The sequence below is a fragment of the Amycolatopsis sp. NPDC104819 genome, from assembly GCF_055583145.1.
In genome coordinates, this window is the sequence record NZ_JBVJON010000013.1 from 85,403 (window position 1) to 111,311 (window position 25,909).

The window sequence follows — 25,909 nt, forward strand, 5'->3', positions numbered from 1 at the left end:
GGGTGACCGCCGAAGAGGAGACGCTCCCGGTGCTCGCGCCGCCCGCCGAGGTCTCCGCCAACCTCGCCCGGCTCGCCGACACCGTCGCGCGCCTGCGCGGCGAGGTCGACCACGCGCACGCCGTCGCCGACGGCCGCGCGCTGATCGAGCTCGCCAAGGGGGTGCTGATGGAACGCCTGCGATGCACCCCCGCCGCGGCCGCGCGGCAGCTGGAGACCCTGGCCGAGCAGGCCGGGATGACCCCGCTGGAGATCGCCGCGGACGTCGTCGGCGAGGCCGCCGAAGACCGCATCAGCGAGGTGGCACAGGAGTTCCTGGCCCGCGCGGACGGCGAGGAGTCGGTCGCGGTGCGGCTGCGCACGGCCGAAAGCGGCGTGCTCGCGGCGGGGGACACCCAGCGCGTCGCGGAGTCCATTTGGAGCACGCGCTGCGCCCGCTCGGCGCGACGGCGGTCGCGGTGTGGCTCGCCGGGCCGGACGGGTCGCTGACCCTGGCCGGATCGGCGGGTTTCTCCGCCGAAGAGGCGGCGCGCTGGCGCTACGTCCCGCCCGGCGTGGCGACCCCCGCCCGCAGCGCGCTGACCGAGCGCGACTTCGTCTGGCTCCCCGCGCTCGGCACCGCCGGGCTGCCCTCGATCGGGCAGCACACGCTCTCCGGCGGCGGCCGCGCCGCGGTGCCCACCGGCACCGGCGGGCGGATCATCGGCGTGGTCGAGATGTGCTGGCCGGACCCGCTGCCCGCCGAACCGGGCCGGCTGCGCCGGCAGCTGGAGGCGCTGGCGGAGCTGTGCGCGCACACGCTCGACACCTGGGACGGCGTCATCGCGCCGGTGGCCGCGGACGGCTCCGGGGATTTCCTCGGCGAGCTGGTGGCCTTCGTCGACGGCCTGCACGACCCGGCCGTGCTGCTCTCGCCGTGCCTCGACGGCGGCCGGCTGAGCGACTTCCGCATCCACCACGCCAACGTCCGGTTCGCCGACCCCGGCGGGCGCCCGCGCAGCCGGATCGTCGGCACCCGGCTGCTGGAGAGCTACCCGCTCGCGGCCGAGGAGAGCGGCCTGCTGGACATGATCCAGCGCGTCTACGCCACCGGCGAGCCGTTCCGCGCCGAAAGCATGGCGATCACCACCCTGGTCGACCAGGTGCCGCTGACCGTGCTCAGCGACGTCAGCGTGACCCGGTTCGCCGGCAACGTGCTGCTGATCCTGCGCATCCAGGACGACGCCGCGAAGCTCGCCGTGCTGCTGCAGCACGCCCAGCGGCTCGGGCGCATCGGCGGGTTCGAAGAGAACGTCGTGACCGGCGCGATCACCTGGAACACCGAGCTGTTCGCGCTCTACGGCCTGCCGCCGAACGCCGCGCCGCTGTCGCTGCACGAACTGGCCGGGCACGCGCACTCCGACGACGCGCCGGCCATCGGCCGGTTCCTGCGCGCGGTGCTGCACCACCAGCGCCCGTCGTCGACGGCGTTCCGGCTGCAGCGCTCGGACGGCGTCGCGCGCTACATCCGCGTGGTCGCCGAGCCGGTCGTCGACGGCCGTGGTGAGCTGGTCGCGGTCCGCGGCGCCTACCAGGACGTCTCGGCGCAGCACTGGACCGAGGTGGCGCTGGCCGCGACGCGCGACAGGCTGGCCGAGACCGAGCAGCAGGCGATCGAGCGCAACCGGCTCACGCTGCAGCTGCAGCACGCGATCATGCCGCCGGCGACCGGCCCGATCGACATGCCGGGCCTGCGTGCCGCGGTCCGCTACCGGCCCGCGGAGAAGGAGCACCTGGTCGGCGGCGACTGGTACGACGCGGTCGCGCTGCCGACCGGCGGCGTGCTGCTGTGCGTCGGCGACGTCGCCGGGCACGGCATCGACGCGGCGACCGGGATGGTGAGCCTGCGCAACGCCCTGCGCGGCCTCGCGGCGACCGGCGCCGGGCCGGCCCAGCTGCTCACCTGGCTCAACCAGGTGGCCTACCACCTGACCGACCACGTGACGGCGACCGCGGTCGCCGCCGTCTACGACCCGGCGACCCGCAAGCTGCGCTGGGCGCGGGCCGGGCACCTGCCGCCGATCGTGCGCCATACCGCCGGCACCGCGACGACGTTGCCGCTGATCCGCGGCTCACTGCTCGGCGCGGTGAGGGACGTGACGTACCAGGAGGAGGAGCTCCAGCTCGACGAGGGCGACATCCTGCTGATCTACACCGACGGCCTGATCGAGCGCCGCGACCGTCCGGTGCAGGAGTCGGTGTCCCGCCTGGTGACCCTGGTGGAAGGCCACGGCGGCGGGTTGGAGCACCAGCTGGACACGCTGTTGACCTACAGCACGGCGGACACCGACGACGACACCTGCGTGGTGGGCATCGAGGTCACGCGGGGCAGGTGAGCCGGTCGCTTCATCGGGTGAAGGGCAGCCGCCGGGCGTCGGCCGGATCGCCGCCGCCGAGAATCTCCGCGAGGATCTCCGCCCCGTGGACCACCCGCGGGCCCGGGCGGTTGAAGTGCGCCGGGCCGTCGAGGATCCAGACCTGCCCGGCCCGCACCGCGGGCAGGTCCGCCCAGCCCGGCAGCTCCGCAAGCTTCGGCGCCTCGGCCACCGTGCGCTCCGGCGCGAACCCGCACGGCATCAGGAGGAGCACGTCCGGCCGGGCTTCGACCACGGCGTCCCACTCGACTGGCCGGGTGTGTTCGCCGGGTTCGGCGAGCAGCGGTTCGCCGCCGGCCAACGCGATCTGCTCGGGCACCCAGTGGCCCGCCGGCCAGAGCGGATCCAGCCACTCCAGCGCGACGACCCGCCGCCGGGGAAACCGGGGATCCAGCGCGTCCAGGCGTGCTCGCAGGGCGGTGATCTCGGCCTCGGCGCGGTCCGGCACGCCGAGCACGTCGCCGACCTGGCGGAGGCAGTCGAGGACACCGTCGAGCGTGGCCGGTTCGAGGCTCACCACGAGCGGTCCGGAGTCGAGTGTGCGGACGGCTTCGGACACCTGGCGGTAGGACACCGCGCAGACCTCGCACAGGTCCTGCGTGAACACGACGTCGGGAGCCAGCCCGGCGAGCCGGGCGCCGTCGAGCGTGTAGAGCCCGGACCCGAGGTGGGTCGCCTCGGAGATTTCCCGGCTGGACAAGGCATCGGGGTCGAACTCGGCCCGCGTCACCACCGGGACGTGCTCGACCTCCCCCGGCGGCCAGTCGCATTCGTGGGTCCGGCCGACCAGGTCGGGCAGCCGTCCGAGCACCGCGACGAGGTCCGTCGCGGCGGGCAGGAGCGAGACGATCCGCATCAGGGGTTGACGGCCAGCACCAGGAACCCGGCCAGCAGCACCAGGTGAACACCGCCCTGCAGCCGCGTCGCCCGGCCGGGCACGACCGTCAGGACACTCACCACCACCGTAAGCGCCAGCAGCACGATCTGCGTCGGACCCAGGCCGAGCAGCAGCTCCGTCGGCAGCCAGATCGACGCCAGCGCGATCGCCGGGATCGTCAGGCCGATGCTCGCGATCGCCGAGCCGTAGGCCAGGTTGAGGCTGATCTGCATCCGGTCGCGCTGGGCCGCGCGGGTGGCCGCCAGGGTCTCCGGGAGCAGCACCAGCAGCGCGATCACCACGCCGACGAACGACTGCGGGAACCCGGCCGCGCGCACGCCCGCCTCGATCGCCGGGGACTCCACCTTCGCCAGCCCGACCACCGCGACCAGCGCCACCAGCAGCAGCGCGAGGCTGCCCAGCGCGGCCTTGTTCGTCGGCGGTTCGGCGTGGTCGTCCTCCTTGACCTCGCCGTCGGCGGCCACCGGGAGGAAGAAGTCGCGGTGGCGCACCGTCTGCGTCAGCACGAACGTCGCGTACAGCGCCAGCGACGCGACGGCGGCGAAGGTCAGCTGCGCCGGCGAGAACGCCGGGCCGGGGGTGCTGGAGGTGAACGTCGGCAGCACCAGGCTCAGCGACGCCAGGGTCGCGACCGTCGCCAGCGCCGCGCCGCTGCCTTCGGAGTTGAACAGGGTGACGCCGTAGCGGCGCGCGCCGACGAGCAGTGAGATGCCGACGATGCCGTTGGTCGTGATCATCACCGCCGCGAACACCGTGTCCCGCGCGAGCGACCCCGCCTCCGGGCCACCCGAAACCATCATCGTGACGATCAGCGCGACCTCGATGACGGTGACCGCGACGGCGAGCACCAGCGACCCGAACGGCTCGCCGACCCGGTGCGCGACGACCTCCGCGTGGTGCACCGCGGCCAGCACGGTCGCCCCCAGCGCGACCGCGACGATCGCCACGAACACCGCGCCGAGGTCGCGGCCCCAGGCGAGCGCCAGCACGAGCACGGCGAGCACCGGCGTGACGGAGGTCCAGGACGTCAGGAAGGATCTCAGCGCGGGCACCATGCCTCCACCCTGTCACACCGGCGGTCACTTTGCGTGGTCGTACGGCGATTCTCACATTTCCGACACAGTCCCTTGTGGACGGTCGAACGCGCCGAGGACGTGCCGCCGGAAGGTTTCGCTCAACGGCGGGAGAGTCCGGCCCGCCGCCCACGCGAGCCCGATGTCGCGCGCGGCGTCCACATCGGTCAGCTCCAGGTGTGGCGCCGGGACCAGGCCTGTGTGCGGCAACGGCAGCAGGGAGACGCCGAGCCCGGCGGTGACGAGGCCGCGCAACGTCTCGACCTCGTCACCCTCGAACCCGATGCGCGGGGTGAACCCGGCTTCGGCGCACAGGCGCTCGGTGGTTTCGCGCAGCGCGTAACCCGGGCGCAGGAGGATGAACGTCTCGTCCGCGAGCTCGGTGAGCCGGACGCGGTCGCGCCGGGCCAGCCGGTGCTGCGGCGGCACCGCGAGCCGCAGCGGCTCGACGAGCAGGCGTGTCCAGCGCAGCTGCGGGTGCCCGGGGTCGTCACTGGTGAGCACCAGGTCCGCGGTGCCGTCCAGCAGCTCGGCCTCGAGGCCGGCCTCGCCGTGCTGGCGCAGCTCGAACCGGGCGCCGGGGTAGTCGCGCAGGAAGCCCCGCAGGATCTCGGGCACGAGCCAGGTGCCGAAGGTGTGCAGGAAGGCCAGCGGCACCACGCCGGTGCCCGGCGCGACGATCTCGCCGACCTCGCGCAGCCCCTGGTCGAGCTGGTCGAGCACCAGGTCGACGTGCCGCTTGAACGCGTGCCCGGCCGGGGTCAGCCGCAGCACGCGCCCGGACCGGCGGAACAACTCGGCGCCGGCGTCGTGCTCCAGCCGGCGCAGGGCGCGGGAGAGCGCGGGCTGGGTGAGGTGCCCGCGCGCCGCCGTCTCCGTGACGGTCGCGCCCGCGGCGACCTCGCGGAACAGCCGGAGCGTCTGGACGTCCATGTCCCCAGTGTATGGATTTTCATCCCATCAGGCATTGGACGCATCGATCGGGACGGGCCACGCTGGAGGTATGGCAACCGTGGCAGAACAGCTGGTCAGGACCCTGCGGGACGCGGGTGTCGAGCGCATCTACGGCATCGTCGGCGACAGCCTCAACCCGATCGTCGACGCGGTCCGCCGCACCGGCGGCATCGAGTGGGTGCACGTCCGCCACGAAGAGACCGCCGCCTTCGCCGCGGCCGCCGAAGCGCAGGTCACCGGCAAGCTCGCCGTCTGCGCGGGCAGCTGCGGGCCCGGCAACCTGCACCTGATCAACGGCCTGTTCGACGCGCACCGCTCCGGCGCGCCGGTGCTCGCGATCGCGTCGCACATCCCGTCGAACGAGATCGGCACCGGCTTCTTCCAGGAGACCCACCCGGACCGGCTCTTCGCCGAATGCAGCCACTTCAGCGAGGTCGTGGCGGACCCGGCGCAGCTCCCGCGGCTGCTGCGGATCGCCACCCAGGCCGCCGTCGGCAAGGGCGGTGTCGCCGTGCTGACCATCCCCGGCGACCTCGCCGACCGCAAGGCGACCGGCCCGCTGACCGAGCGCCTGCCGCTCGTGACGCCGTCACCCGCGGTGCCGTCGCCGGAGACGGTCGCCGAGCTGGCCCAGCTGCTGAACAACGGCGAGAAGGTCATGTTGTTCGCCGGCGCGGGGGTGCGGGGCGCGCACGCCGAGGTGATGGCGCTGGCCGAGAAGCTCGCGGCGCCGGTCGGGCACTCGCTCGGCGGCAAGGAGTGGATCCAGTACGACAACCCGTTCGACGTCGGCATGAGCGGCCTGCTCGGCTACGGCGCCTGCTACGACGCGATGCACGAAGCCGACCGGATCGTGTTGCTGGGCACCGACTTCCCGTACGACAAGTTCCTCCCGCAGGCGCGCACGATCCAGATCGACCACGACGCGTCGCGCCTCGGCCGCCGGACCCCGCTGGACCTGGCCGTGCACGGCGACGTCAAGGAGACGCTGCGGGCCCTCCTGCCGCTGCTGCGCCCGCGCACCGACCGGACCTACCTCGGGCGGATGCTGCGCGAGCACGTGCGGAAGCTGGAGAAGGTCGTCGGCGCGTACACGACGAAGATCGAGAACCGCCGGCCGGTCCACCCCGAGTACGTCGCTTCGGTGCTCGACGAGGTCGCCGCGGACGACGCGGTGTTCACCGTCGACACCGGCATGGGCAACGTCTGGGCCGCGCGGTACCTGACCCCGAACGGCCGCCGGCGTGTGCTCGGCTCGTTCCGGCACGGCAGCATGGCGAACGCGCTGCCGCACGCGATCGGCGCGCAGCTCGCCCAGCCCGGCCGCCAGGTCGTGTCGCTCTCCGGCGACGGCGGGCTCGCGATGCTGATGGGCGACCTGCTGACGCTGCCCGCCTACGACGTCCCGGTGAAGGTCGTGGTGTTCAACAACGCGACGCTGGGCATGGTGAAGCTGGAGATGCTCGTCGACGGCCTCCCGGACTTCGGCACCGACCACCCGCCGGTGAACTTCGCGGCCATCGCGGCGGCGTGCGGGATCTTCGCCGAACGCGTCGAGGACCCGGCCGACGTCCGCGGCGCGCTGGAGAAGGCCTTCGCCCACAACGGCCCGGCGGTGGTCGAGGTGGTGACCGACCCGAACGCGCTGTCGATCCCGCCGCGGATCACCGGCGAGATGGTCCGCGGGTTCGCCTTGGGCGCCACGAAGACCGTGCTCAACGGCGGTGTCGGCAAGATGGTCGACCTGGCGCGCACCAACCTGCGCAACGCGCCGCGGCCCTAGGGGTCGGCGACGATGACCCCGGTGTCGGCCAGGGTTTCCAGCGCGGCGAGGATCCGCGCCCGGCGGGTGCCGCCCAGCTCCGCGGCGTCGAGCGCGTCGCGGAGCGAGGCGTGCATCGCCAGCGCGCGGACGAACCGCACCAGCTCCGGGCACGTCAGGTAGGACAGTTCGCGGCTGCCCGTGTGGTAGGCGAGCGCCCCGAACGGCTCGGGGCGCAACGCCACCAGCGGGTTCAGCCGGTACGCGGTGTCGAGGTCCATTGTGGACTTCGGCGCACCGGCTATGCGGAGTGGACGATGACGCCGCGGATGTTCTTGCCGTCGCGCAGATCCTGGTAACCCTCGTTGACCTGGTCGAGGGTGTATTTGCGGGTCACCAGCTCGTCCAGCTTGAGCTTCCCGGCGTCGTAGAGCCGCAGCAGCCGGACGATGTCGTACTGCGGGTTCGCCGAGCCGAACAGCGTGCCCTTGATCGTCTTCTCGAACAGCGTCATCACGCCGCCGGAGACGTGCACGGTGAGCTTCTCGGGGTTGGCGAGCCCGGTGATGACCACGGTGCCGCCCTTGCCGACCACGTCGAACGCCTGGCTGACGACGTCCTCCTCGACGGTGCCGACGGTGATCAGCGCCTGGTCGGCCAGCTGGCCCCAGGTCAGCTCGTTGACCTTCTCGGCGGCTTCGGCGGCGGTGGCGAACGCGTGGGTGGCGCCGAACTTGAGCGCGGCCTCCCGCTTGAACTCGACGGGATCGACGGCGACGACGTACTTGGCGCCGGCGTGCGCGGCGCCCTGCACGGCGTTGATGCCGATGCCGCCGATTCCGTAGACGACGGTGGTGTCCCCGGCCCGGACACCGCCGGCGTAGTTGGCGGTGGCCCACCCGGTCGGGACGCCGCAGCCGACGAGCACGGCGGTCTCCAGCGGCAGCCAGTCGTCGACCTTGACGACCGAGTGCTGCGAGATGGTGGCGCGCTCGGAGAACGTGCCGAGCATGCACATGGCGCCGAAGTCCTGGCCGCCGCCGTGGAAGCGGAAGGTGCCGTCCGGCAGGTGGCCTTCGAGGATGGTGGCGCCCATGTCGCAGAGGTTCTGGCGGCCGGTGGAGCAGTAGCGGCAGGTGCCGCAGTTGGGGATGAAGCTGCAGACGACGTGGTCACCGGGCTGCACCTTGGTGACGCCCGGGCCGACGTCCTCGATGATCCCGGCGCCTTCGTGGCCGCCGATGATCGGGAAGCGCGGCACGAGGTCGTTGTCGATGAGGTGCAGGTCCGAGTGGCACAACCCGGCGGCGGTGTACTTGATGAGCACCTCGCCCGGGCCGGGCCCGTCCAGGTCCAGCTCCATGATCTCGAACGGCTTACCGGCATCGAACAGTACGGCGGCCTTGGTCTTCACGGCGTCTCCTCCACGTGCGGCGGTGGTGCCCTCGATTGTGTTGACCCGGCGGACCGGTGAAGTGTCCGAATCCCGGACACCCCGGTCAGCGGACCCGCAGCGCGCGCATCCGGTTGTAGAGCGTCGACCGGCTGATGCCCAGCTGTTTCGCCGCCCGCACCTTGTTGCCGTCGCACGCTCGCAGCGTCCGGACGATCACGTCGTACTCCGCCTGCTCCCAGCCGCTCAGGGCCGCTCCCGGCGCCGTCTCCAGGCCGCCCGGGGCGAGGTCGGCCGCCGTCAGGTCGCCCGCCGACCGGCGGTCCGCCGCGCCCGCCAGTACTCCCGCCAGCTCGCGGAGGTTGCCCGGCCAGTGCTGGGACGCCAGCAGCTCCAGCGCGCCCGGGGTCAGGCGCAGCGAGCCGCCGAGACCGCGCAGCAGCTCCCGGGCGATCGACGGGATCTCGGCGCGGCGTTCGCGCAACGGCGGCAGTTCGATGCGCCGGTGGACCCGGGCGGCGAGCGTCGCCTGCTCCCCGTGCAGCTCCGACGGCGGCCCGCTGACCAGGGCGAACCACGCCGAGGTCGTGTCCAGCACACGGGCCAGGCGGACCGCGGCCAGCGGGGGCAGCAGCTGGATCCCGTCGACCACCAGTAGCTCCGGCCCGCCGGCGGCCGCCTCCACGCGGGCGCACCACTCCGCTTCGCCCGAGACGACGTCGGAGACGTCGAACACCTGCACCGGCGCGTCACCGGCGACGACCCGGGCCGCCGTGCTGCGGCCGGCTCCGGGCTCGCCGGAGATCAGCACCCGCCGCCGGGCGCGGCCCGCGCCGCGGAGCCGCTCGTCGATCTGCGCCGGGAACAGGCCGGGCGCACCCGGCGGACGGGACACGACCGGGCTCGCCGGGCGCACCGGCGCCAGCTCGAACAGCAGCCCGGCGTTCGCCGACACCGCCTCGACCCGCACCTCCACCGGCGTGCCCGACGTCAGCCGGAGCCGGCGCAGCCCGCGCTGGGTGCGGCCCAGCTCCTGCAGCAGCCGGTGGTCGGCGGTGTCGACCAGCTCGGTCGCCGCGGTGTTGGCCAGCACGACGTCGTGGCCGAGCGCCAGCACCGCGCACGCCCGGTGCTGCACGGACTGGAACGCGGCGAGCAGCTGCTGCTCGGCCAGCTTCGCGCCGTCGAGCAGCCGCCGTTCGATGTCGGCGACCGCGCGCCGCAGGAACGGCCCGAGCAGCGGGTTCGCGTCGCCGGCCGGGCCGGTGATGTCGAGGACGCCGGCGAGCCGTCGGGTCGCCGGGTGCACCACCGGGTGGCCGTAACAGGTGAACTGCTTCATCGCTTCGAGGAAGTGCTCGTCGCCGTCGACCGCGACCCCGCGGCGGGTCTCGAACGGCGTCGCGAGCGCGTTCGTGCCGGTGCGCTCCTCGAGGAACTGGCAGCCGGGCACGGCGCTGATGTCCTCCAGCGCCAGCTCCACCGACCGCTCGCTGAACCGCCGCGCGACGATCCGGCACTCGGCGTCGGCGAGGATGACGCAGAACCGCGTGTCCGCCAGCTGCCGCGCCAGCTCGTCGAGCACCGGTGACGCCGCGCGCAGCAGGCGGCTGCGGCTGTCGACGTCGGCGAAGTCCAGGCGCTCGACGGACGACGCCGGGGAGAGCCCGGACAGCTCCGCCCGTCGCCACGACTGCGCGATCTCGGTCCGCAGGTCCACTCGCACTCCTCGTCGAGCCGCTCGGTGTCCCCGGACTTCCATCATCACACGGGACGCAAGCGTGGTGGGCCCGTCCGATCGGGCAGGTGCCCGCCCGCTCCGGCCGGACGGTTCTCCGGCGCCGCCCGGACGGTTTCCGGGGTGAGCTGTTTCGCAGGCGCCGCACCGCAAATAGCGTCGGCCGCACGCCAAGCCCGTTCGTGAAAGGGATGCCTCATGCAGGTCGACGAACTGATCAAGCCGTTCCCGCTCAAGGAGTTCCACCCGATGCCGCGGGCGCTGCTCGGCCCGGGCGCGCACGAGATGATCGGCCCGGAGGCCCTGAAGATGGGCATGAAGCGGCCGCTGGTCATGACGTCGGGCCTGCGCGGCACGGACATCGTGCACAAGCTCTTCGAGTCGCTGAAGTACCACGGCCTCGACCCGGTGCTCTACGACCAGGTCGAGTCCAACCCCAAGGACTACAACGTGATGGACTCCGTCGCGCTGTACCAGGAGAACAACTGCGACGGTTTCGTCTCGATCGGCGGCGGCTCCTCGCACGACGCCTGCAAGGGCGCGCGGATCTCGGTCGCGCACGACGGCCGCAACATCAACGAGTTCGAAGGGTTCAACAAGAGCGAGAACCCGAAGAACCCGCCGCACATCGCCGTCTCGACGACGGCAGGCACCGGCTCCGAGACGTCGTGGGCCTACGTCATCACCGACACCACGACCGACCCGGACAACCCGCACAAGTACGTCGCGTTCGACGACGCGTCCGTCGTCACCCTCGCGGTGGACGACCCGGTGCTCTACTACGACTGCCCGTCGCACTTCACCGCGCAGTGCGGCTTCGACGTGCTCGCCCACGCGTCCGAGCCCTACGTCTCCCGGCTGAACTTCACGCCTTCGCTGGGCAACGCGCTGTACTCGGCCGAGCTCGTCGGGCAGCACCTGCGGGCCGCGACCTGGCACGGCGACAACCTCGAAGCCCGCGAAGGGATGATGTACGCGCAGTACACCGCCGGGCAGGCGTTCAACTCCGGCGGCCTCGGGGTCATCCACTCGGTTTCGCACGCGGTCAGCGCTTTCTACGACACCCACCACGGCCTCAACAACGCCATCGCGCTCCCGCGGGTGTGGGCGTGGAACCTGCCGGTCGCCTACAAGCGCTACGCGAAGCTCGCCGGCGCACTCGGCGTCGACACGGCCGGCATGACCGACGTCAAGGCCGCCGACGCCGCCGTCGCGGCCGCGATCCGGCTGCTGCGCGACGTCGGCATCCCGGAGAAGTTCACCGACGTCACCCAGGACACCCACCCGAAGAACCGCCTGGGCACCGGCCCGTCGAAGTACTACGAGCAGGCGAACGTGATCAAGGGGGACGCCGAAGACGTCGACCGCGTGTCGAACCACATCCTCGGCGACTCGTGCACCCCCGGGAACCCGAAGGAGACGACCTTCGAAACCGTCCGCCCGGTGGTCGACCACTGCTTCAACGGCGACCTGGACGACTTCCTCTCCTGAAACCCCGGCCCGCGGGTGCCCCGGCACCCGCGGGCCCCGCCTGCGAAGGGGCATCCGTGACGAGTTTCGCTTCGGTCGACGACGTCGCCGCGCGGCTGGCCGAGGTCGGCTACCTCGCCGACCGGCGGCTGGCCACCACCGTGTTCCTGCAGGCCGAGCTGGGCAAGCCGGTGCTGCTCGAAGGACCCGCCGGCGTCGGCAAGACCGAGCTGGCGAAGTCCCTGGCGGCCGCGACCGGACGGCGGCTGCTGCGCCTGCAGTGTTACGAGGGCCAGGACGAGACGAAGGCGCTCTACGACTGGGACTACGGCAAGCAGATGCTCTACACGCAGCTGCTGCGGGAGAAGATCGGCGCGATCGTCGAGGACGCGGCCGACCTGCGCGAGGCCGTCGACCGGATCAGCGCGCAGGACAGCGTCTTCTTCTCGGAGCGGTTCCTCGCCGCCCGGCCGCTGCTGGAAGCCGTGCGGTCGCCGGAGCCGGTGGTGCTGCTCGTCGACGAGGTCGACCGGGCCGACGAAGCGCTGGAAGCCGTGCTGCTGGAGATGCTCGCCGAGCAGCAGGTGTCGGTGCCCGAGCTGGGGACGTTCGTCGCCGAGCACCCGCCGTACGTCGTGCTCACGTCCAACAACACGCGTGACCTCTCGGCCGCGCTGAAACGCCGTTGCCTGCACCTGTTCCTCGACTACCCGTCGGCGGCGCGGGAGCTGGACATCATCCGCAGCAAGAAGACCGGGCTGCCGGACGCGCTGGCCGAGCACCTCGTCGACGTCGTCCGCGGGCTGCGAGCCCTCGGCCTGCGCAAGCCGCCGAGCATCTCCGAGACGATCGACTGGGCCCGCACGCTCACCGTGCTCGGCGCCACCGAGCTGGAGCCGGGCCTGCTCGAAGACACGATCTCCGTGGTCGCGAAGTACGACAAGGACGTCGAACGCGCGACCGCCGCCCTGCCGAAGCTCCTGGCCGGCGAAGAGGTGGCGGCGGAGAACGAAGGCGCCGCGCTGCGGGGCGACCGCGACCGGCCCGGCCGGCACGGGCCCGGCTACTACGGCGAGAAGCAGCAGCCCGCGCCCGGCGACGAACAGGGCCGGGTGCGGCAGGTCAGCACCAGCCAGGGGGCGCGGTCGTTCACCGCCAACCTCGGCCGGCACCGGCGGGCCTGATGGAGGCGACCGTGCACCGCTTCGCGCGGCTGCTGCGGGCGAGCGGCGTCCGGGTGTCGGTGTCCGAGACGCTCGACGCGCTCGCCGGCGCCGCCGCGCCCGGGATCCTCGCCGACCGCGGCCTCTTCCGCGAGGTGCTGCGCGCGGCGCTGGTGAAGGACCACCGCGACGACGACCGGTTCGACGAGCTCTTCGACGCCTTCTTCGCCCTCGTCCGGTTCCCCGGTGAGCGGTCCCGGCGCCGGGCGCGGGACCTCGACGAGTTCACGATCGCCGACGAGCTGGGCCAGCGGCCGCCGCGGGCGGACATGGAGAGCCCGGACGCCGAGGTCGGCGACCTGTTCGACCGGTCCAAGCTGGTCGAGCGGTACAGCCCGCACCCCGAGCTGAACCCGATCGTCCTGGACAGCGAGACCACCGACGAAGTGGTGTTCTCGCAGCAGGAAGTCGGCTCGCTGGAGGACTCGAACTCCGTCCGGCTCGACGTCGACCGCACGCACGGCGCCGACCCGGGCGCGCTCAGCGCCGCGCCGGGCACCCGGCTGGACACCGAGCTGAGCCTCACCGAGCAGGACGCGCTGCTCGGCTGGCTCGACGACACCGCCGACCCGGGCGGCGACGAGGAGGACGCGGCGGCGATGCGGGTGCGGCTCGCGGGTGTGCTCAACGGGCTGCCGGAGGCGTTGAAGCGGCACCTCGAGTACCTGATGTCGCTGCAGCACACGGTGGAAGGCCGCCGCGTCGCGCCGGTGGGGGAGCTGGGCGGCCGCGAACAGGACCAGCTGGAAGCCGCGGTGCGGCGCCTGGTGCAGAGCCTGCGCGGCGCGCCGACGCACCGGAAGCGCGAGGCGGCGCGCGGGCGGGTCGACTCGGCGCGGACGATGCGGCGGAACATGCGCTACGACGGCGTCCCGTTCCGGCCGGTGACGATCGCGAAGGCGGAGGACAAGCCGCGGCTGGTCGTGCTCGCCGACGTCAGCCTGTCGGTGCGCGCGACCGCGCGGTTCACGCTGCACCTGGTGCACCGGCTGCAGGGGATGTTCGGGCAGGTGCGGACCTTCGCGTTCGTCGCGGAGCCGGCCGAGATCACCGGGCTGTTCGGGCGTTACCACGTCGAGGAGGCCCTCGGGCTGGTGTTCGGCGGCGACGTCCTGGACATCGACGCGAACTCCGACTACGGCCGGGTGTTCGGGACGTTCCTGTCCGAATTCGGGTCCGCGGTGACGCGCCGCACGACGGTGCTGGTGCTCGGCGACGGGCGCGGCAACGGCGCCGACCCGAACCTGCCCGCGTTCGAAGAGCTGACCCGCCGGGCCCGCGAGACGATCTGGCTGACGCAGGAGCCGCGCTACTCGTGGGGGCTCGGGCCGTGTGACCTGCCGGCGTACGCGGAGTTCTGCGACCGCGTCCGCGTCGTCCGCGACCTGTCCGGTTTGGACAGTGCGGCGGCGGACCTGGCCACGGCGAGGACCGGCCGGTGACGGCGGTCCTGGACCCGCTCGCGCCGGGCCACCGCGGCTGGTGGGAGTGCGGCGAGGTGCTGGTGTGCCACGAGGACGGCGTCGCGGTGCCGAACGCCTTGACCGCCCGGCTGGCGCCTTCGCGCGTGACTGCGCATTTCCGGGTGTACTCGCTGGGGCGGCGGACACTGGTCTCGCACCGTTACCGGGGTGACGAGCTGGACGACGACTTAGCGGGCCATCTCGCTTCGGAGCTGGACTTTCTCGCGGGGCACTTCGAGGAGCTGTTCACCGGCGTGGTCCGCACGACGGTGCACGACCCGCTGCTGGCGTGGACGGTGTTCTACGCCAACACTTTGGCAGCGCTGCGGCGTCCAGGTCCCGCGGGCACGATCGCGTCGTTCGCTCCGGTGCATTCGCGGGCGTTGGAGCTGGTGCAGGGGCGGTCGGTGCTGGATCTGGGGTCCTGCTTCGGGTTCTTGCCGCTGCAGATGGTTTCGCGCGGGTTGCGCCCGATCGCGTCGGACCTCTCGCCGGCGACCATGGGGCTGCTGTCCCGGGTGTCGTCGTGGTTCGGAACCCCGGTCCCGGTCCTGACCTGCGACGCGGCGGCGGTGCCGCTGGCCGCCCGGAGCGTCGACACGGTGACGGCGATCCATCTGCTGGAGCACCTGCCGGCCGCGCACGGAACGGCGGCGCTGCGGGAGATGCTGCGCGTGGCCCGGCGCCGGGTGGTGGTGGCGGTCCCGTTCGAGGAGACGCCGAACCCGGCGTTCGGGCACGTGCGGTGTTTCGACTTCGCGGCGCTGCGCGAGTGGGGGAGGGTGTCGGGGGTGCCGTTCACGGTGTTCGAGCACCACGGCGGCTGGCTGGTCCTCGACGTGGAGTGAGCTAGTGGACCGGGTGGCCGTCTTCGCAAAGGAGTAGTTCGCCGGACCGGGCGGCAGCCACCGCGGCGGCCACCCGGCGGGCGAGGACCGGTTCGAGGCCGGGCTCGGCTTCGGCGAGCGGCAGCAGGGTCGCGGCGACGATCTCGGGGTCGGTGAAGGTCAGACGCGCGACGTCGTCCTCGGTCACCAGGCCGCCGTCGAAGATGAAGTTGATGCCCTCCGGCAGCTTCGCCGCCGGCTGGTGGTCGATGACCAGCAGCCGGCCGGGCGCCCGGTCGAGCCCCAGCTCTTCGCGCAGTTCGCGGCGATCGGCTTCGTCGCGGAAGAGCACACCCGCGGCCGTGCGCTTGCGGTCCAGGGAGCGGGCGTACTCGTCGAAGGGGAGTAATTCCACCCGCCGACCGTACCTAGATCAACGCCCGCTTCGAAGCCGCGTACACCGCTTCCGCCCGGCTCCCCGCCTCCAGCTTCCGCATGATGTTCCCGACGTGGAACTTCGCCGTCGTCGGCGAAATGAACAGCTCCGCCCCGATCGCCTGGTTCGACAGCCCCTGCGCCAGCAGCTTCAGCACCGTCAGCTCCCGGTCCGTCAACCGCTGCGCGTCCGGCTGGGTGCGGCCCGACAGCGTCCGGACCACCGACGTCACACTCCGCGAGTCGAACGCGCTTTCCCCGCGCGACACCGCCTTGATCGCGTCGGCCAGCGCCGTCGTGTCGACGTCCTTGACCACGTAACCCCGCGCGCCCGCCTGGACCGCCTCCATCACCAGGTGGTCCTCGAGGAACGTCGTCAGCACCAGAACCGCCAGCGTGGGATACGCCGCCGTCAGCGAGCGGCACAGTGCCAGGCCCTCCGAGTCGGACGACGTCGAGAGCTTCAGGTCCAGCAGCACCACCGCGGGCCGGTGGGCGGCCACCACCGCCTGGGCCTCTGCCGCCGTCGACGCCTCGCCGACGATGCTGAACAACGGATCCCGCTCCAGGACCGAACGCAAGCCTTGGCGCAGGATCGCGTGGTCGTCGACCAGGACGATCGTGATCGGGTCAGTCAAGGGGCACCCCCACCACGATCTTGACGCCGCCGATCCGGGAGCGGCGCACCGAGAACGTGCCGCCGAGCTCGCGGGCGCGGGCGTCCATGTTGGCCAGGCCGCGGTGGGCGCCGTCGAGGTCGTGGCCGCCGGCGACGCGCAGCACGCGGCGCAGCACCTCGGGCTCGCCGCAGCCGTCGTCGGACACCGCCAGCACCACCTCGTCGAGGCGGTAGCTCAGCCGGATCAGCGCGCGCCGGGCGTGGCCGTGGACCGCGCTGTTGAACAGGGCCTCGCCGCAGATGCGGAACAGCGAGTGCTCGGCCTCGGCGGGCAGCTCGACCGGCTTGCCGCCGATCCGCAGCTCCACCGCCAGCTCCGTCGGCAGGTGCACAGTGGTCAGCTGCTCCAACAGCTCGGGCAGACCGGCGTGCGAGCGCTCGCGGTCGTGGCTGAGCGCGTGGATCACCGAGCGCAGCTGGTCGACCGCGCCGCGGGTGAGGTCCTTGGCCACGGCGAGCCGGTCCGCCGACTCGCCGCTCGCCTCGGCCCGGCACAGCTCGACCTGCATCCCCGCCGACAGCACGGACTGCGTGACGCTGTCGTGCAGCTCCCGCGCGATCCGGTGCCGCTCCGAGTCGATCACCTCGCGCTGGCGGGCGGCCAGCAGCTCCTGCTGGGCCCGCTCGCTGCGGCGGTGCAGCGAAGAGTTGTGCAGCGCCACCACACTCTGGCTGGCCAGGATCCGCAGCACGGCCTCGTCGGTCGTGTCGATCTTGCGCCCGCGCGGCGCCCACAGCAGCAGCCCGCCGACGACCTCGCACGCCAGCGTCACCGGCACCCGCAGGTGCCGGCCGGGCTGGTCGTCGGCGGTGTCGAAGCCGAGCTGCCCGGCGAGCGTCCGGGTCAGGCAGCTGCGCACGTAGCCCGGCATCGGGTCCACAGTGGACAGCTGACGGCCGCCGGGCCCGATGATCGTGCACCGCGGCTCGGCCTCCGGCAGCACCGAGTCGGCGACGGCGAACAGCGCGTACTCCGCGTCGACGTGCTCCGCGGCGGTGCGCACGGTCGCGCGCAGCAGGTCGTCCTGCTGCTCCACCGTGCGCACGAGCGTCCGGGAAATCCGGTCCAGGGCGTGGATCACGCCTTCGAGGCGCTCGATCGACGTCACGTACGCCGGGTAGAACGACCGTTTGCTCGACCGGACCCCGGTCAGCTCGGCCAGGTAACCGGGCCGGTCGTGGTCGTCGAGCGGCGCGCGGGTCACAGGGCGGCCCGGAACAGCGCTTCGATCTCCGCGGCGTCGGCGGTGCGCGGGTTGGTGGCCAGGCACGCGTCGTGCAGGGTGTTGCGCGCCAGCACCGGCAGGTGTGCCACGGTGACGCCGAGCTCGCCCAGCCCCTTCGGCACGCCGACGTCGTCCGCGAGCGCCCGCACCTGCTCGGCGACGGCGAGCCCGGCGTCCGCCGCCGGGGTGTCGGCCGTGGCGAGCCCGAGGGCCCGCGCGATCGGCACGTACCGGTCCGGGTGCGCGCGGGCGTTGAACCGGACGACGTGGGGGAGCAGCACCCCGTTGATCACGCCGTGCGGCAGGTCGAGCAGCCCGCCGACCTGGTGGCTCATCGCGTGGGCCGCGCCGAGGATCGCGTTGGTGAACGCCAGCCCCGCCTCCAGGCTCGCCTGCGCCATCAGCAACCGCGGCGACCGCTCGGCCGGGCGGTCGATGCTGCGCACCAGGTTCCCGTTGACCAGCGCGATCGAGTTTAGCGCGTGGTGGTCGGTGAGCGGGTTGTGCGCCTTGGACACGAACGCCTCGATGCCGTGGGTCAGCGCGTCGAGCCCGGTCGCCGCGGCCAGCCAGTCCGGCATCGTGGTGAGCAGCCGCGGGTCGGTCACCGAGACGTCCGGCACCAGGGTGCGGCCGATGATGGTGATCTTGGTGTTGTGCGTGGTGTCGGTGACGATGCAGAACTGCGAGACGTCGGCGCCGGTGCCCGCGGTCGACGGGATCATCACCATCGGCGGGATCGGCTGGCCGCTGCGGTCGACGCCCTCGAAGTCGAGGATGTCCCCGCCGTTGGCGGCCAGGAGCGCGACGCCTTTGCCCGCGTCGATCACCGATCCGCCGCCGAGACCCATGATGACGTCGCAGCCGGCTTCGACGTACCGCTCGTGCCCGGCGGTGATCTCGTGGTCCTTGGGGTTCGGTGTCGGGTCGGCCCACACCGTCGGGGCCAGGCCCTCGGCGCGCAGGTGCGCGAGCAGCTCGTCCACCCACGGCGTCGCGAGCAGCCCGGCGTCGGTGACGACCAGCGGCCGCCGCGCGCCCAGCCGCGCGGCGACGTGCCCGGCCTCGGCGAGCGCGCCCTCGCCGAACATGATCTCGGGCGCGTGGAACTTGGCGATGGTGAGGCCTTCGGGCCCGGCCGGCGCGGCCGCGGCGCCGTACAGGCCGGCCGGCTGGGTGAGCACCGTGGCCGGCCAGGTTCCGCCGTCGTCGGCCACCCGGGAGGGCGAGGGCCGGCGAGTGAGGACCACGGGCACTCCCGATGCTGCGTCGGCGTTGACTTCCGGCCAGGCTACCCCGGCGCTCCGCCGGTCCGACCCGTCCGATCGGGTAGGTCGGCCCACTCCGGCAGCCGGACGCCGTGCTGGCCGCGGTAGGCCGCGCGCGGCGGTGACGACCAGCCTTCCAGCAGGTCAGCGCGGGGTTTGAGGACCTCGACGCCGATCGGGTGGCAGACGTCGATCGGGTCGCGGGCGTCCGGTCCCCAGAGCGGGACGGACAGGTCGCCGCCGGGGCAGGTGGACAGGGCGCACACCAGGTCGACTTCGGCGAAGAACTCGAAGTGGTCGCCGGGGCGGGCCGGGCAGGCCTTCATGAAGTACCGGTCTTCGTCGTTGAGACCGGTGCACTGGAAGACGTTCAGGACGTCGTGCACGTCGAACTCGGTGAGCCCGAACGGCGCGACGGCGCGCACGAGGTTCGAGTGGCAGTGGAAGTCGAAGTCCTCGCCGGTGAGCAGCCGGTTGACGTACGGGTCGCAGCGGGTGCCGAGCAGGTCGTGGACCCGGCCGCCGTCGCCGTCCCGGCCGTGGTTTTCGAGCGTGTCGGCGGTGATCGTGGCCAGCGGGCGCAGGAACGGCAGCGTCGACCAGAGCCGGTCGAACGTGCTGACGTGGGCGCGGTGCAGCTGGCGGGTGCGGGCCGCCCAGAACCGTTCGCGCGGGTCGTCGGCGTTCCACAGGTTGAGGTCGCCGACCTGCGGGCCCTCGACGGTCACGAGCCGGCAGAGGTGCCCGCGCGGGACTCGCCACGCGCGCCCGGAGCGGATCGGCACTGCGAAGGCGTCGATGAGCTCGCGGCCGTCGGCGGTGGCGAGCCGCCGGTAGAAGGGCCGGTCGACGTCGAGCGCGGCGCCGCGGTAGGCGGCCGGGGGTGAAGCCATCGGTGGTCTCCCTGATCGGTGGGCGGGTGCCGGTCCAGGATGCCCCGGGGGCGCGGCTACGCACCGTGGTGTTCGATCACTCGTTCGGCTGCTGGGGCGCCGGGCGGTCCGCTCCTACCGTCGAGGGAGTGCTCGCCGTCTCGTCGTGGGAGGTGTGACCGGCGTGCTCGTGGCACTCCAGCGTTCCGGTGAAGACCAGGACCTGCCCGCCGCCGGGAACTACCTCGTGCGGCTGCTCCGGTCGTGGGGCCCCGGCCCCGACCACCTGACGGGACTCGCGTTGGCCGGCATCAGCCTGCCCAGCCGGCGCGGCCCGCTGTTCGTCGACGCGCTCGTGTTCACGCGCTACGGCGTGGTGGTGATCGCGGCGCACGAGGCCGGCCCGGCGCCGTGGCCCGGCCCGGGCGAGCGGGCCGGCGCCGGCGTCGCGGCGGCGAAGGGCGCGCTCGCCGGCCACGATGGCGGCCGGTTCGTGACGGGCCTGGTCGCGGTGGTGACCGGCTCGCCCGTGCAGGCGGACTGGCAGCTGCCCGGCACGGTGCCCGGGGTGGCGGTCGTGCTCGCCGACCCGCGCGGGCTGCGGCGGATCATCGGCCAGCACAACCGCTGGCGGACCGTCTGGTCGGCCGACGACGTCCTCGACGCGTGTTACGCCCTCTCCCTGGCCCACCTCGCGCCGCCGCGGGCGGTGCTGCTGGCCGACGGGTTCCCCGCGCGGCTCCCGGCGGCGTCACCCTTGCCGGAGCTGCCCGCGGTGATCGAGGTGCCGCCGGATCCGCCGCCACCACCTCCGGCGCCGGCCCCCGAAGAGCCCGGCCCCCGGCTGTCGCGCGGGCCGGGGATCGCCGTGTTCCCGCGGCAGCGGCCCATCCGGCAGGTTCCGTGGGGCCTGGTGGTGGTGCTGCTGTTCCTCGTCACGGTGGGCGTGGTGGCCGCGGTGTTCGTCGCGGACGTCTTCCACGGCTCGTGACTCGATCAGTTCGCGCCAACTAGGCCATCTGCACCGTTTCCCCGGCGCGTCTCCTGGGCATCTCCCGGTAGACGTGAAAGGGGTTCACCATGCCGCGCGCGCTGTCCGTCGTCCTGCTGGCCGTGCTCACCGGGGCCGCCCTGGCCGGCTGCAAGCTCACCGACGACCTGGCCGCCGGGTCCGGCGCGCAGCCCACCGGGACGGCCGCCGCCCCGCCGATCTCCCCGGCCCAGGCGAAGACCGAGCTGGCCGCGCTCCAGGTCGCCGTCCGCGGCACGATGGACGGCTACAGCCGCGAGAAGTTCCCGCACTGGGACAAGGTCGAGGGCGCCTGCGACACGCGCGAACAGGTGCTCAAGCGCGACGGCAAGAACGTGACCACGAACGCCGACTGCGCGCCGAAGTCCGGCACCTGGGTGAGCCCGTACGACGGCGAGACCTGGCAGAAGGCGTCCGATGTGGACATCGACCACATGGTGCCGCTCGGGCAGGCCTGGGTCAGCGGCGCCAAGTCCTGGCCGCAGGAACGCCGCGAGCAGTTCGCGAACGACCTGGTCCGCCCACAGCTGCACGCGGTGACGGACAACCTCAACGAGCAGAAGAGCGACAAGGCCCCGGACCAGTGGAAGCCGCCGCTGGTGTCGTACTGGTGCACCTACGCGGTCGACTGGATCGACGTGAAGCGCAACTACGGGCTGACGATCACGGTCCCGGAGAAGACGGCGCTGGAGACCATGCTGGGCCACTGCTAACCCAGCGACCGCGCCGCGGCGAGCGCCTGCCCGGCATAGGACTGTCCGAACAGGACGGTGTGCACCAGCAGCGGGAACAGCTGGTGCAGCCCGATCCGGTCCCGCCAGCCCTCGGCGAGTGGTGCGGTCTCGTCGTACGCGGCCACGATCCGGTCCAGGTGCGGGCAGCCGAACAGGCGCAGCATGGCCAGGTCCGTCTCGCGGTGCCCGCCGTGGGCCGCCGGGTCGATGAGCCACGCCTCGGCGCCGTCCCACAGGACGTTGCCGTTCCACAGGTCGCCGTGCAGCCGGGCGGGCGGCTCGGGCGGGCCCGCGACGGCTTCCATCCGCTCGCAGGCGCGCTCGAACGGCGCGGCTTCGAGCGTCCCTTCGTCGACGGCCAGACGCACGTACGGCAGCACCCGATGCGTGGCGTACCACGAAGGCCAGTCCTCACCCGGGACGTTCGCCATCGGCGCCAGGCCGATCCACGCGTCGGCCGGGCCGCCCGGGGGAGCGGCGCCGAACGCCGGCGCCCCGGCCGCGTGCAGGCGTGCCAGTCCGCGCCCGAACCGGTCCGCGGCCGCCGCGTCCGGACGGCCGGCCGGGATCCGGTCGAGGACGAGCCGGTCGTCGTCTTCGCTGTGCACTTGGGGCACCGGCACGGTCCCCGCCTCGGCCAGCCAGCGCAGGCCCGCCGCTTCGGCCGCCGTCGCCCGTGGTCCGGCGCCGTGCTTGACCACGACGGCCCGGCCGTCGGCCAGCACGGTCTCGGTCACCTCACCCATGACCCGCACGGTACCGGCGCGCTACCGTGAACCGGTGCAGGACTTCGAACGGGTGCTCGGCGCGCTGGCGGACGTCGACCGGTCCGAGGCGCGCGACTACTCGTCGTTCAGCGTGCGCGGCAAGCGGTTCGGGTACTACTGGCCGCGGACGCGGACCCTCGGCCTCAAGCAGACGATCTCCGAACAGCTCGCCCTGGTCTCCGAACGCCCCGACGTCTTCGAGGTGCAGTTCACCGCGGGCGGCTTCGGCTGGGTCGTGGTCCACCTCGACGGCGTCGAGCCGGACGAGGTCGCCGAGCTGATCTACGAGGCCTGGCGGCTCTCGGCCCCGGAAGAGCTGGTCGCCGCGGTGCCCTTCACCAGGATCGCCCGCGCGTAGAGCAGGTCGAACCCCTGCCGCTGGACGTTCTGCTGCGACTTGGACCCCGGCTGGGTCGTGACGACGGCGATGTCGCACCCGGCCGCCGTGGCCGCGGTGAGCCGGGCCCGCAGCAGCGCGCTCTGCACCCCGCGACGGCGGTGCGCGGGCGCGGTGGCCGCGCCGGTGAACTGGGCGATCCCGTCGGTGACGCGGAAACTCGCGCCCCCGGCGAACTCGCCGTCCCGCTCCGCGACGTAGCGCCGCACCCCGGACATGTCGCGCAGGGCGCGGATCAGCGTCTCCCGCGGGAAGTCCTCGTGCGCGGGCAGCCCTTCGGTGTCGGCGACCGCGGTGGCGTCGGCGACCATCACCAGCCACGCCGCCAGCTCGTCGTCGCGGATCAGCCGGACGTCGGCGGGCTCGCCGGTGTCGCCCAGCCGCCGCCCGAGCACGTTCTCGAACGACTCCAGCCGGTACCCGCGCTCGGTGAAGAACGCGCCGGTCCCGGCGGCGGCCAGCGGGCTCAGCTCGACCTGCACCGGCGCGTTCAGCTCGGCGAACGAGGCTTCGACCTCGGCCAGTTCGGCCTCCGACGGCGGTCCGTCGAAGCCGAGCCCGATGACCTTGTTGAACGGCGAGTCCGCCTCGGCGAAGCTGGCGACCCCACCGGCGAACGGCCGCGCGAACCCCGGGGAGTCCCCGCGCCGCACCCGCGCGGCGTCGCTGCTCTCGGCCGTGAGCCGCGCCTCGGCCCGGTCGATCCGCGCCGCCAGCGCCGTGTCGCAGAAGAGCCGTTCCCCGTCCATGCGCCCACAGTGCCGGACGCACGGACGGGGAACCAACCGGTTATCCCTCGACGCGGTGGGTGGCCCAGAACGACGTCAGGTCGGTCGACCCGGCCGCCGCCTGCGCCGCGGCCTTGAACTCGGCCGTCGTCGAGACGCCGTACCAGTGCGACTGCGCGTACGACTTCAGCAGGTTCGCCATCGCCGTGTCGCCGAGCAGCCGCCGCAGGTCGTGCAGCGTGCACTTGCCGTAGTTGTAGACCACCGTCGAGTACCGGGACGAATGCGCGTCCCAGTACGCCATCGAGTTGGTCAGCTTCTCCGCGCTCGACTGCCAGGTGATGCCGCAGCCGCTGCCGGTGACCCCGCGGTAGAGGTCGGTGGCGTAGTCGGTGAAGCTCTCGTCCAGCCACGGCGAGTTGTACTCGTCGTCGCCGACGATCCCGTAGAACCACTGGTGCGCCAGCTCGTGCGGCAGCGCGGTGGTGGACACGAGGTCGAGCACGAAGCCCGGGTACTCCATGCCGCCGAACCAGAAGTTGTTGTCCAGCACCACGTCCACCTCGCCGTACGGGTAGTCGCCGAAGCGGCCCGAGTGGACGTCGATCGAGTCGGCGGCCAGGCTCAGCATCTGGTTGGCGCTGCTGGTGGAGATCCCGCTGACCGAGTAGACGTTCACCCGCACGCCCTTGCCGGACGTCGTGGTGATCTTCGCGAACGGCCCGGCGGCCCAGGCGAAGTCACGCACCTTCGCCGCGGTCGCGTGGGTCGTGGTCGTGCTGCCGCTGGTCGTCTCGGTCGACGTGCCCGTGGCCGGGGTGAGCAGCGCCGTCGGGTGCACCAGCGTGACGTCGAAGTTGCTGATCACGGTGTAGAACGACTCGCCGTTGTTGGTGTAGGGGTCGAGGTGCCAGCCCGCGCCGTCGCGGACCGCGAGCACGGGCAGCGCGTTGCCGATCATGTTGTACGCGCCGTCGTGGCCGAACCGGTCCGCGCCGCTGGGAACGACGATGCTCAGGTCGAAGCCGATGGTCGCCGACTGGCCCTGGGATAGGGGGCTCGGGAGCGTGATCTTCATGGCCGTGCAGTTGACGCTCAGCGCGGACGCGGTGCCGCCGGTGACGTTGGTGACCGTGATCGGCGTCGACGGGCAGCTGCCGTGGTAGTTGTCCCACAGCCGCAGGTAGACCTCGGGCAGCGCGCTCGCGGCCCCGTTGGTGAAGCTGACGGACTGGTGCCCGGTCCACGTCGTGCCGGCGGCGTTCGAGGTCAGGTTGACGGTGTAGGCCGGGTTGATCGGCGTGCGTGTCGAGTCGGCGGGCGCCGCGGTGATCGTCCAAGCGAAGGTGGCGCTGCCGCTGTTGCCGGCCGGGTCCTTCGCCGTCACGGTCACCGAGGAAGTACCGGCGGTGGTCGGCGTGCCGGTGATCTTGCCCGTGCTCGCGCCGATCGCCAGCCCGGCGGGCAGGCCGGTCGCGCTGTAGGTGAGCGCGTCGTTCTGCGGGTCGGTGGCCTGGACCTGCAGCGACACGGCCTGGCCGACGGCGCTCGACTGGGCGCCCGGCGAGGTGACGACCGGCGACTGCGGGTTGCTCGTCCCGGTCGTGGTCAGCGAGAAGTCGTCGAGGAGGAAGTTGGTCGCCAGGCTCGAGTCCTCGGTGCCGGTGATCTTCAGCGTCACGGTCTGCCCGAGGTAGCGCGACACGTCGACGGTGCGCTGGACGTACCCGGTGTTCTTGTCGAGGTTCGAGTAGCTCGCGAGGGTGTCGGTGCCCGCCTGCACCACGAGCTTGTCGTAGGCGGTGCCGGTGGTCGTCTCCTGGGTGTCGATGTGCGACCACCAGGACAGCGTCGCCGAGGCGCAGCCGGCGGGCAGCGTCAGCGGCTGGGACAGGGTGTCGGTGTGCGTGCGGCCGGTGCCGTCCAGCCAGGCGTCCATCGTCCCGCCGTGCGCGGGTTCCGCCGCGGTGGCGGCGGAGATCACGCCGGCGGTCTGGGTCCACGGCGTGGTGCCGCTCTCGAACCCGCCGTTGCCGACGACCTGGTCACCGCAGGCCGCGGCGGCGTGGGCCGGCGCGGCGACGACAACCGTGCCCAGCAGGCCCGCGGCCACACCGAGCGCAGCAGAAAGCACCCTCGATCTCATGGGGGGCGTCCTTTCCCGGCCCCGTCCGTCGGGGCCAGGGGAAAGCGTGCGCTGCCGCCGGGGCGGCAACAACCCGCCATGAGTCGGGTTCCGCGTCAGGCCTGCTGGAGCACGTTCAGCAGGATGAAGAGCAGGACGAGGGCCCCGGCGACGGCGACGAGCGCGGAGACGGCGGACCGGATCATCTCCCCGAACCCCTTGGCGGTGCGGGCCCGGTAGGCGGAGTAGTTGGAGCGGGCTTCGCGGGCGCTGTGGACACGGCTGCCGACCAGCAGCCCGGCGCCCAAGGCGAGCAGGACGGCGACGAAAACGGACACGGGTGGATCCTTCCGGGGTTCGGGAACGAGGAACGGCCTCATTACTAGACCCGACGGACGCCGCGCGCCATGGCTTCCCGGCAACTCGTTTCCGGG

Annotated in this window: 25 protein-coding genes; 10 read left to right on the plus strand and 15 right to left on the minus strand. The window is 72.8% G+C overall.

Annotated features, from left to right (window positions below; genetic code table 11):
* Nucleotides 1-2 precede the first annotated feature (2 nt).
* Both ACZ63E_RS34865 and ACZ63E_RS34870 read left to right on the plus strand, forming a co-directional pair.
* Nucleotides 3-488: an ANTAR domain-containing protein gene (locus ACZ63E_RS34865; protein ID WP_465340482.1), complete on the plus strand. Its 486-nt coding sequence runs from the start codon at nucleotides 3-5 to the stop codon at nucleotides 486-488.
* Nucleotides 416-2,374, plus strand: coding sequence for a PP2C family protein-serine/threonine phosphatase (locus ACZ63E_RS34870; RefSeq protein ID WP_465340483.1), 1,959 nt, complete (start codon nucleotides 416-418; stop codon nucleotides 2,372-2,374). Before ACZ63E_RS34865 ends, ACZ63E_RS34870 begins: the two co-directional genes overlap by 73 nt.
* Before the next feature lie 10 nt (nucleotides 2,375-2,384).
* On the opposite strand, the gene ACZ63E_RS34875 is transcribed toward ACZ63E_RS34870, so the two are convergent.
* Genes ACZ63E_RS34875 through ACZ63E_RS34885 form a run of 3 tightly spaced genes read right to left on the minus strand, consistent with a single transcriptional unit; the run spans nucleotide 2,385 to nucleotide 5,317 of the window.
* Nucleotides 2,385-3,269, minus strand: a complete 885-nt coding sequence (locus tag ACZ63E_RS34875; RefSeq protein ID WP_465340484.1) for a cobalamin-binding protein — start codon at nucleotides 3,267-3,269, stop codon at nucleotides 2,385-2,387.
* On the minus strand, nucleotides 3,269-4,366 hold the full coding sequence (locus ACZ63E_RS34880; RefSeq protein WP_465340485.1) for a calcium:cation antiporter: 1,098 nt from the start codon (nucleotides 4,364-4,366) through the stop codon (nucleotides 3,269-3,271). Before ACZ63E_RS34880 ends, ACZ63E_RS34875 begins: the two co-directional genes overlap by 1 nt.
* 51 nt (nucleotides 4,367-4,417) lie before the next feature.
* Nucleotides 4,418-5,317, minus strand: coding sequence for a LysR family transcriptional regulator (locus tag ACZ63E_RS34885; RefSeq protein ID WP_465340486.1), 900 nt, complete (start codon nucleotides 5,315-5,317; stop codon nucleotides 4,418-4,420).
* 70 nt (nucleotides 5,318-5,387) lie between these two features.
* Here ACZ63E_RS34885 and ACZ63E_RS34890 point away from each other — a divergent pair, with 70 nt between their 5' ends.
* Complete coding sequence (locus tag ACZ63E_RS34890) at nucleotides 5,388-7,121, plus strand: pyruvate dehydrogenase (protein WP_465340487.1); 1,734 nt, start codon at nucleotides 5,388-5,390, stop codon at nucleotides 7,119-7,121.
* Here the strand turns inward: ACZ63E_RS34890 and mftB are convergent.
* From mftB to ACZ63E_RS34905, 3 genes are all read right to left on the minus strand, one after another.
* Nucleotides 7,118-7,381 carry a mycofactocin biosynthesis chaperone MftB gene (gene mftB / locus ACZ63E_RS34895; protein WP_465340488.1) on the minus strand — a complete coding sequence of 88 codons (264 nt, stop codon included), beginning with the start codon at nucleotides 7,379-7,381 and terminating at the stop codon, nucleotides 7,118-7,120. The two genes, ACZ63E_RS34890 and mftB, sit on opposite strands and share 4 nt — an antisense overlap.
* Nucleotides 7,382-7,401: 20 nt before the next feature.
* Nucleotides 7,402-8,514: an NDMA-dependent alcohol dehydrogenase gene (locus tag ACZ63E_RS34900; protein ID WP_465340489.1), complete on the minus strand. Its 1,113-nt coding sequence runs from the start codon at nucleotides 8,512-8,514 to the stop codon at nucleotides 7,402-7,404.
* An 85-nt stretch (nucleotides 8,515-8,599) separates the two neighbouring features.
* Complete coding sequence (locus tag ACZ63E_RS34905; protein WP_465340490.1) at nucleotides 8,600-10,213, minus strand: sigma-54-dependent Fis family transcriptional regulator; 1,614 nt, start codon at nucleotides 10,211-10,213, stop codon at nucleotides 8,600-8,602.
* Nucleotides 10,214-10,429: 216 nt separating this feature from the next.
* Between ACZ63E_RS34905 and mdo the strand changes: the two genes are divergently transcribed.
* Genes mdo through mftM form a run of 4 tightly spaced genes read left to right on the plus strand, consistent with a single transcriptional unit; the run spans nucleotide 10,430 to nucleotide 15,235 of the window.
* A complete protein-coding gene (gene mdo / locus ACZ63E_RS34910; RefSeq protein WP_465340491.1) occupies nucleotides 10,430-11,722 on the plus strand; it encodes an NDMA-dependent methanol dehydrogenase in 1,293 nt (430 codons plus the stop codon).
* A 56-nt stretch (nucleotides 11,723-11,778) separates the two neighbouring features.
* Nucleotides 11,779-12,885: an AAA family ATPase gene (locus tag ACZ63E_RS34915; protein ID WP_465340492.1), complete on the plus strand. Its 1,107-nt coding sequence runs from the start codon at nucleotides 11,779-11,781 to the stop codon at nucleotides 12,883-12,885.
* Between the two features lie 11 nt (nucleotides 12,886-12,896).
* Nucleotides 12,897-14,366: a VWA domain-containing protein gene (locus ACZ63E_RS34920; RefSeq protein ID WP_465340494.1), complete on the plus strand. Its 1,470-nt coding sequence runs from the start codon at nucleotides 12,897-12,899 to the stop codon at nucleotides 14,364-14,366.
* The gene (gene mftM, locus ACZ63E_RS34925; RefSeq protein WP_465340495.1) at nucleotides 14,363-15,235 is read left to right on the plus strand and encodes a mycofactocin oligosaccharide methyltransferase MftM; all 873 of its coding nucleotides are present in this window, start codon (nucleotides 14,363-14,365) and stop codon (nucleotides 15,233-15,235) included. Before ACZ63E_RS34920 ends, mftM begins: the two co-directional genes overlap by 4 nt.
* Nucleotide 15,236: 1 nt before the next feature.
* On the opposite strand, the gene ACZ63E_RS34930 is transcribed toward mftM, so the two are convergent.
* The 5 genes from ACZ63E_RS34930 to ACZ63E_RS34950 are packed head-to-tail and all read right to left on the minus strand — an operon-like array spanning nucleotide 15,237 to nucleotide 19,715.
* Nucleotides 15,237-15,629: an NUDIX hydrolase gene (locus tag ACZ63E_RS34930; RefSeq protein ID WP_465340496.1), complete on the minus strand. Its 393-nt coding sequence runs from the start codon at nucleotides 15,627-15,629 to the stop codon at nucleotides 15,237-15,239.
* A 13-nt stretch (nucleotides 15,630-15,642) separates the two neighbouring features.
* Nucleotides 15,643-16,287: a MadR family response regulator transcription factor gene (locus tag ACZ63E_RS34935; RefSeq protein ID WP_465340497.1), complete on the minus strand. Its 645-nt coding sequence runs from the start codon at nucleotides 16,285-16,287 to the stop codon at nucleotides 15,643-15,645.
* Nucleotides 16,280-17,533 (minus strand): sensor histidine kinase, encoded by a 1,254-nt coding sequence (locus ACZ63E_RS34940; protein WP_465340498.1) that lies wholly within the window; start codon nucleotides 17,531-17,533, stop codon nucleotides 16,280-16,282. Before ACZ63E_RS34940 ends, ACZ63E_RS34935 begins: the two co-directional genes overlap by 8 nt.
* Nucleotides 17,530-18,804: an iron-containing alcohol dehydrogenase gene (locus ACZ63E_RS34945; protein WP_465340500.1), complete on the minus strand. Its 1,275-nt coding sequence runs from the start codon at nucleotides 18,802-18,804 to the stop codon at nucleotides 17,530-17,532. The genes ACZ63E_RS34940 and ACZ63E_RS34945 overlap by 4 nt, the downstream gene beginning before the upstream one ends.
* 41 nt (nucleotides 18,805-18,845) lie before the next feature.
* Nucleotides 18,846-19,715: an urea carboxylase-associated family protein gene (locus ACZ63E_RS34950; RefSeq protein ID WP_465340501.1), complete on the minus strand. Its 870-nt coding sequence runs from the start codon at nucleotides 19,713-19,715 to the stop codon at nucleotides 18,846-18,848.
* A 163-nt stretch (nucleotides 19,716-19,878) separates the two neighbouring features.
* Here ACZ63E_RS34950 and ACZ63E_RS34955 point away from each other — a divergent pair, with 163 nt between their 5' ends.
* Together ACZ63E_RS34955 and ACZ63E_RS34960 are read left to right on the plus strand one after the other, a co-directional pair.
* Nucleotides 19,879-20,685, plus strand: a complete 807-nt coding sequence (locus tag ACZ63E_RS34955; protein ID WP_465340502.1) for a hypothetical protein — start codon at nucleotides 19,879-19,881, stop codon at nucleotides 20,683-20,685.
* Between the two features lie 89 nt (nucleotides 20,686-20,774).
* Nucleotides 20,775-21,437 carry a GmrSD restriction endonuclease domain-containing protein gene (locus tag ACZ63E_RS34960; RefSeq protein ID WP_465340503.1) on the plus strand — a complete coding sequence of 221 codons (663 nt, stop codon included), beginning with the start codon at nucleotides 20,775-20,777 and terminating at the stop codon, nucleotides 21,435-21,437.
* Here the strand turns inward: ACZ63E_RS34960 and ACZ63E_RS34965 are convergent.
* Nucleotides 21,434-22,204 carry a fructosamine kinase family protein gene (locus ACZ63E_RS34965; RefSeq protein ID WP_465340504.1) on the minus strand — a complete coding sequence of 257 codons (771 nt, stop codon included), beginning with the start codon at nucleotides 22,202-22,204 and terminating at the stop codon, nucleotides 21,434-21,436. The two genes, ACZ63E_RS34960 and ACZ63E_RS34965, sit on opposite strands and share 4 nt — an antisense overlap.
* Between ACZ63E_RS34965 and ACZ63E_RS34970 the strand changes: the two genes are divergently transcribed.
* The gene (locus tag ACZ63E_RS34970) at nucleotides 22,203-22,583 is read left to right on the plus strand and encodes an MmcQ/YjbR family DNA-binding protein (RefSeq protein ID WP_465340506.1); all 381 of its coding nucleotides are present in this window, start codon (nucleotides 22,203-22,205) and stop codon (nucleotides 22,581-22,583) included. The genes ACZ63E_RS34965 and ACZ63E_RS34970 overlap by 2 nt on opposite strands.
* On the opposite strand, the gene ACZ63E_RS34975 is transcribed toward ACZ63E_RS34970, so the two are convergent.
* The 3 genes from ACZ63E_RS34975 to ACZ63E_RS34985 all read right to left on the minus strand — a co-directional run bounded on the left by ACZ63E_RS34975 (nucleotide 22,508) and on the right by ACZ63E_RS34985 (nucleotide 25,813).
* The gene (locus tag ACZ63E_RS34975) at nucleotides 22,508-23,371 is read right to left on the minus strand and encodes a GNAT family N-acetyltransferase (RefSeq protein ID WP_465340507.1); all 864 of its coding nucleotides are present in this window, start codon (nucleotides 23,369-23,371) and stop codon (nucleotides 22,508-22,510) included. The two genes, ACZ63E_RS34970 and ACZ63E_RS34975, sit on opposite strands and share 76 nt — an antisense overlap.
* A gap of 40 nt (nucleotides 23,372-23,411) precedes the next feature.
* A complete protein-coding gene (locus tag ACZ63E_RS34980) occupies nucleotides 23,412-25,484 on the minus strand; it encodes a putative Ig domain-containing protein (protein WP_465340669.1) in 2,073 nt (690 codons plus the stop codon).
* A 107-nt stretch (nucleotides 25,485-25,591) separates the two neighbouring features.
* Complete coding sequence (locus ACZ63E_RS34985; RefSeq protein ID WP_465340508.1) at nucleotides 25,592-25,813, minus strand: hypothetical protein; 222 nt, start codon at nucleotides 25,811-25,813, stop codon at nucleotides 25,592-25,594.
* Nucleotides 25,814-25,909: the final 96 nt, after the last annotated feature.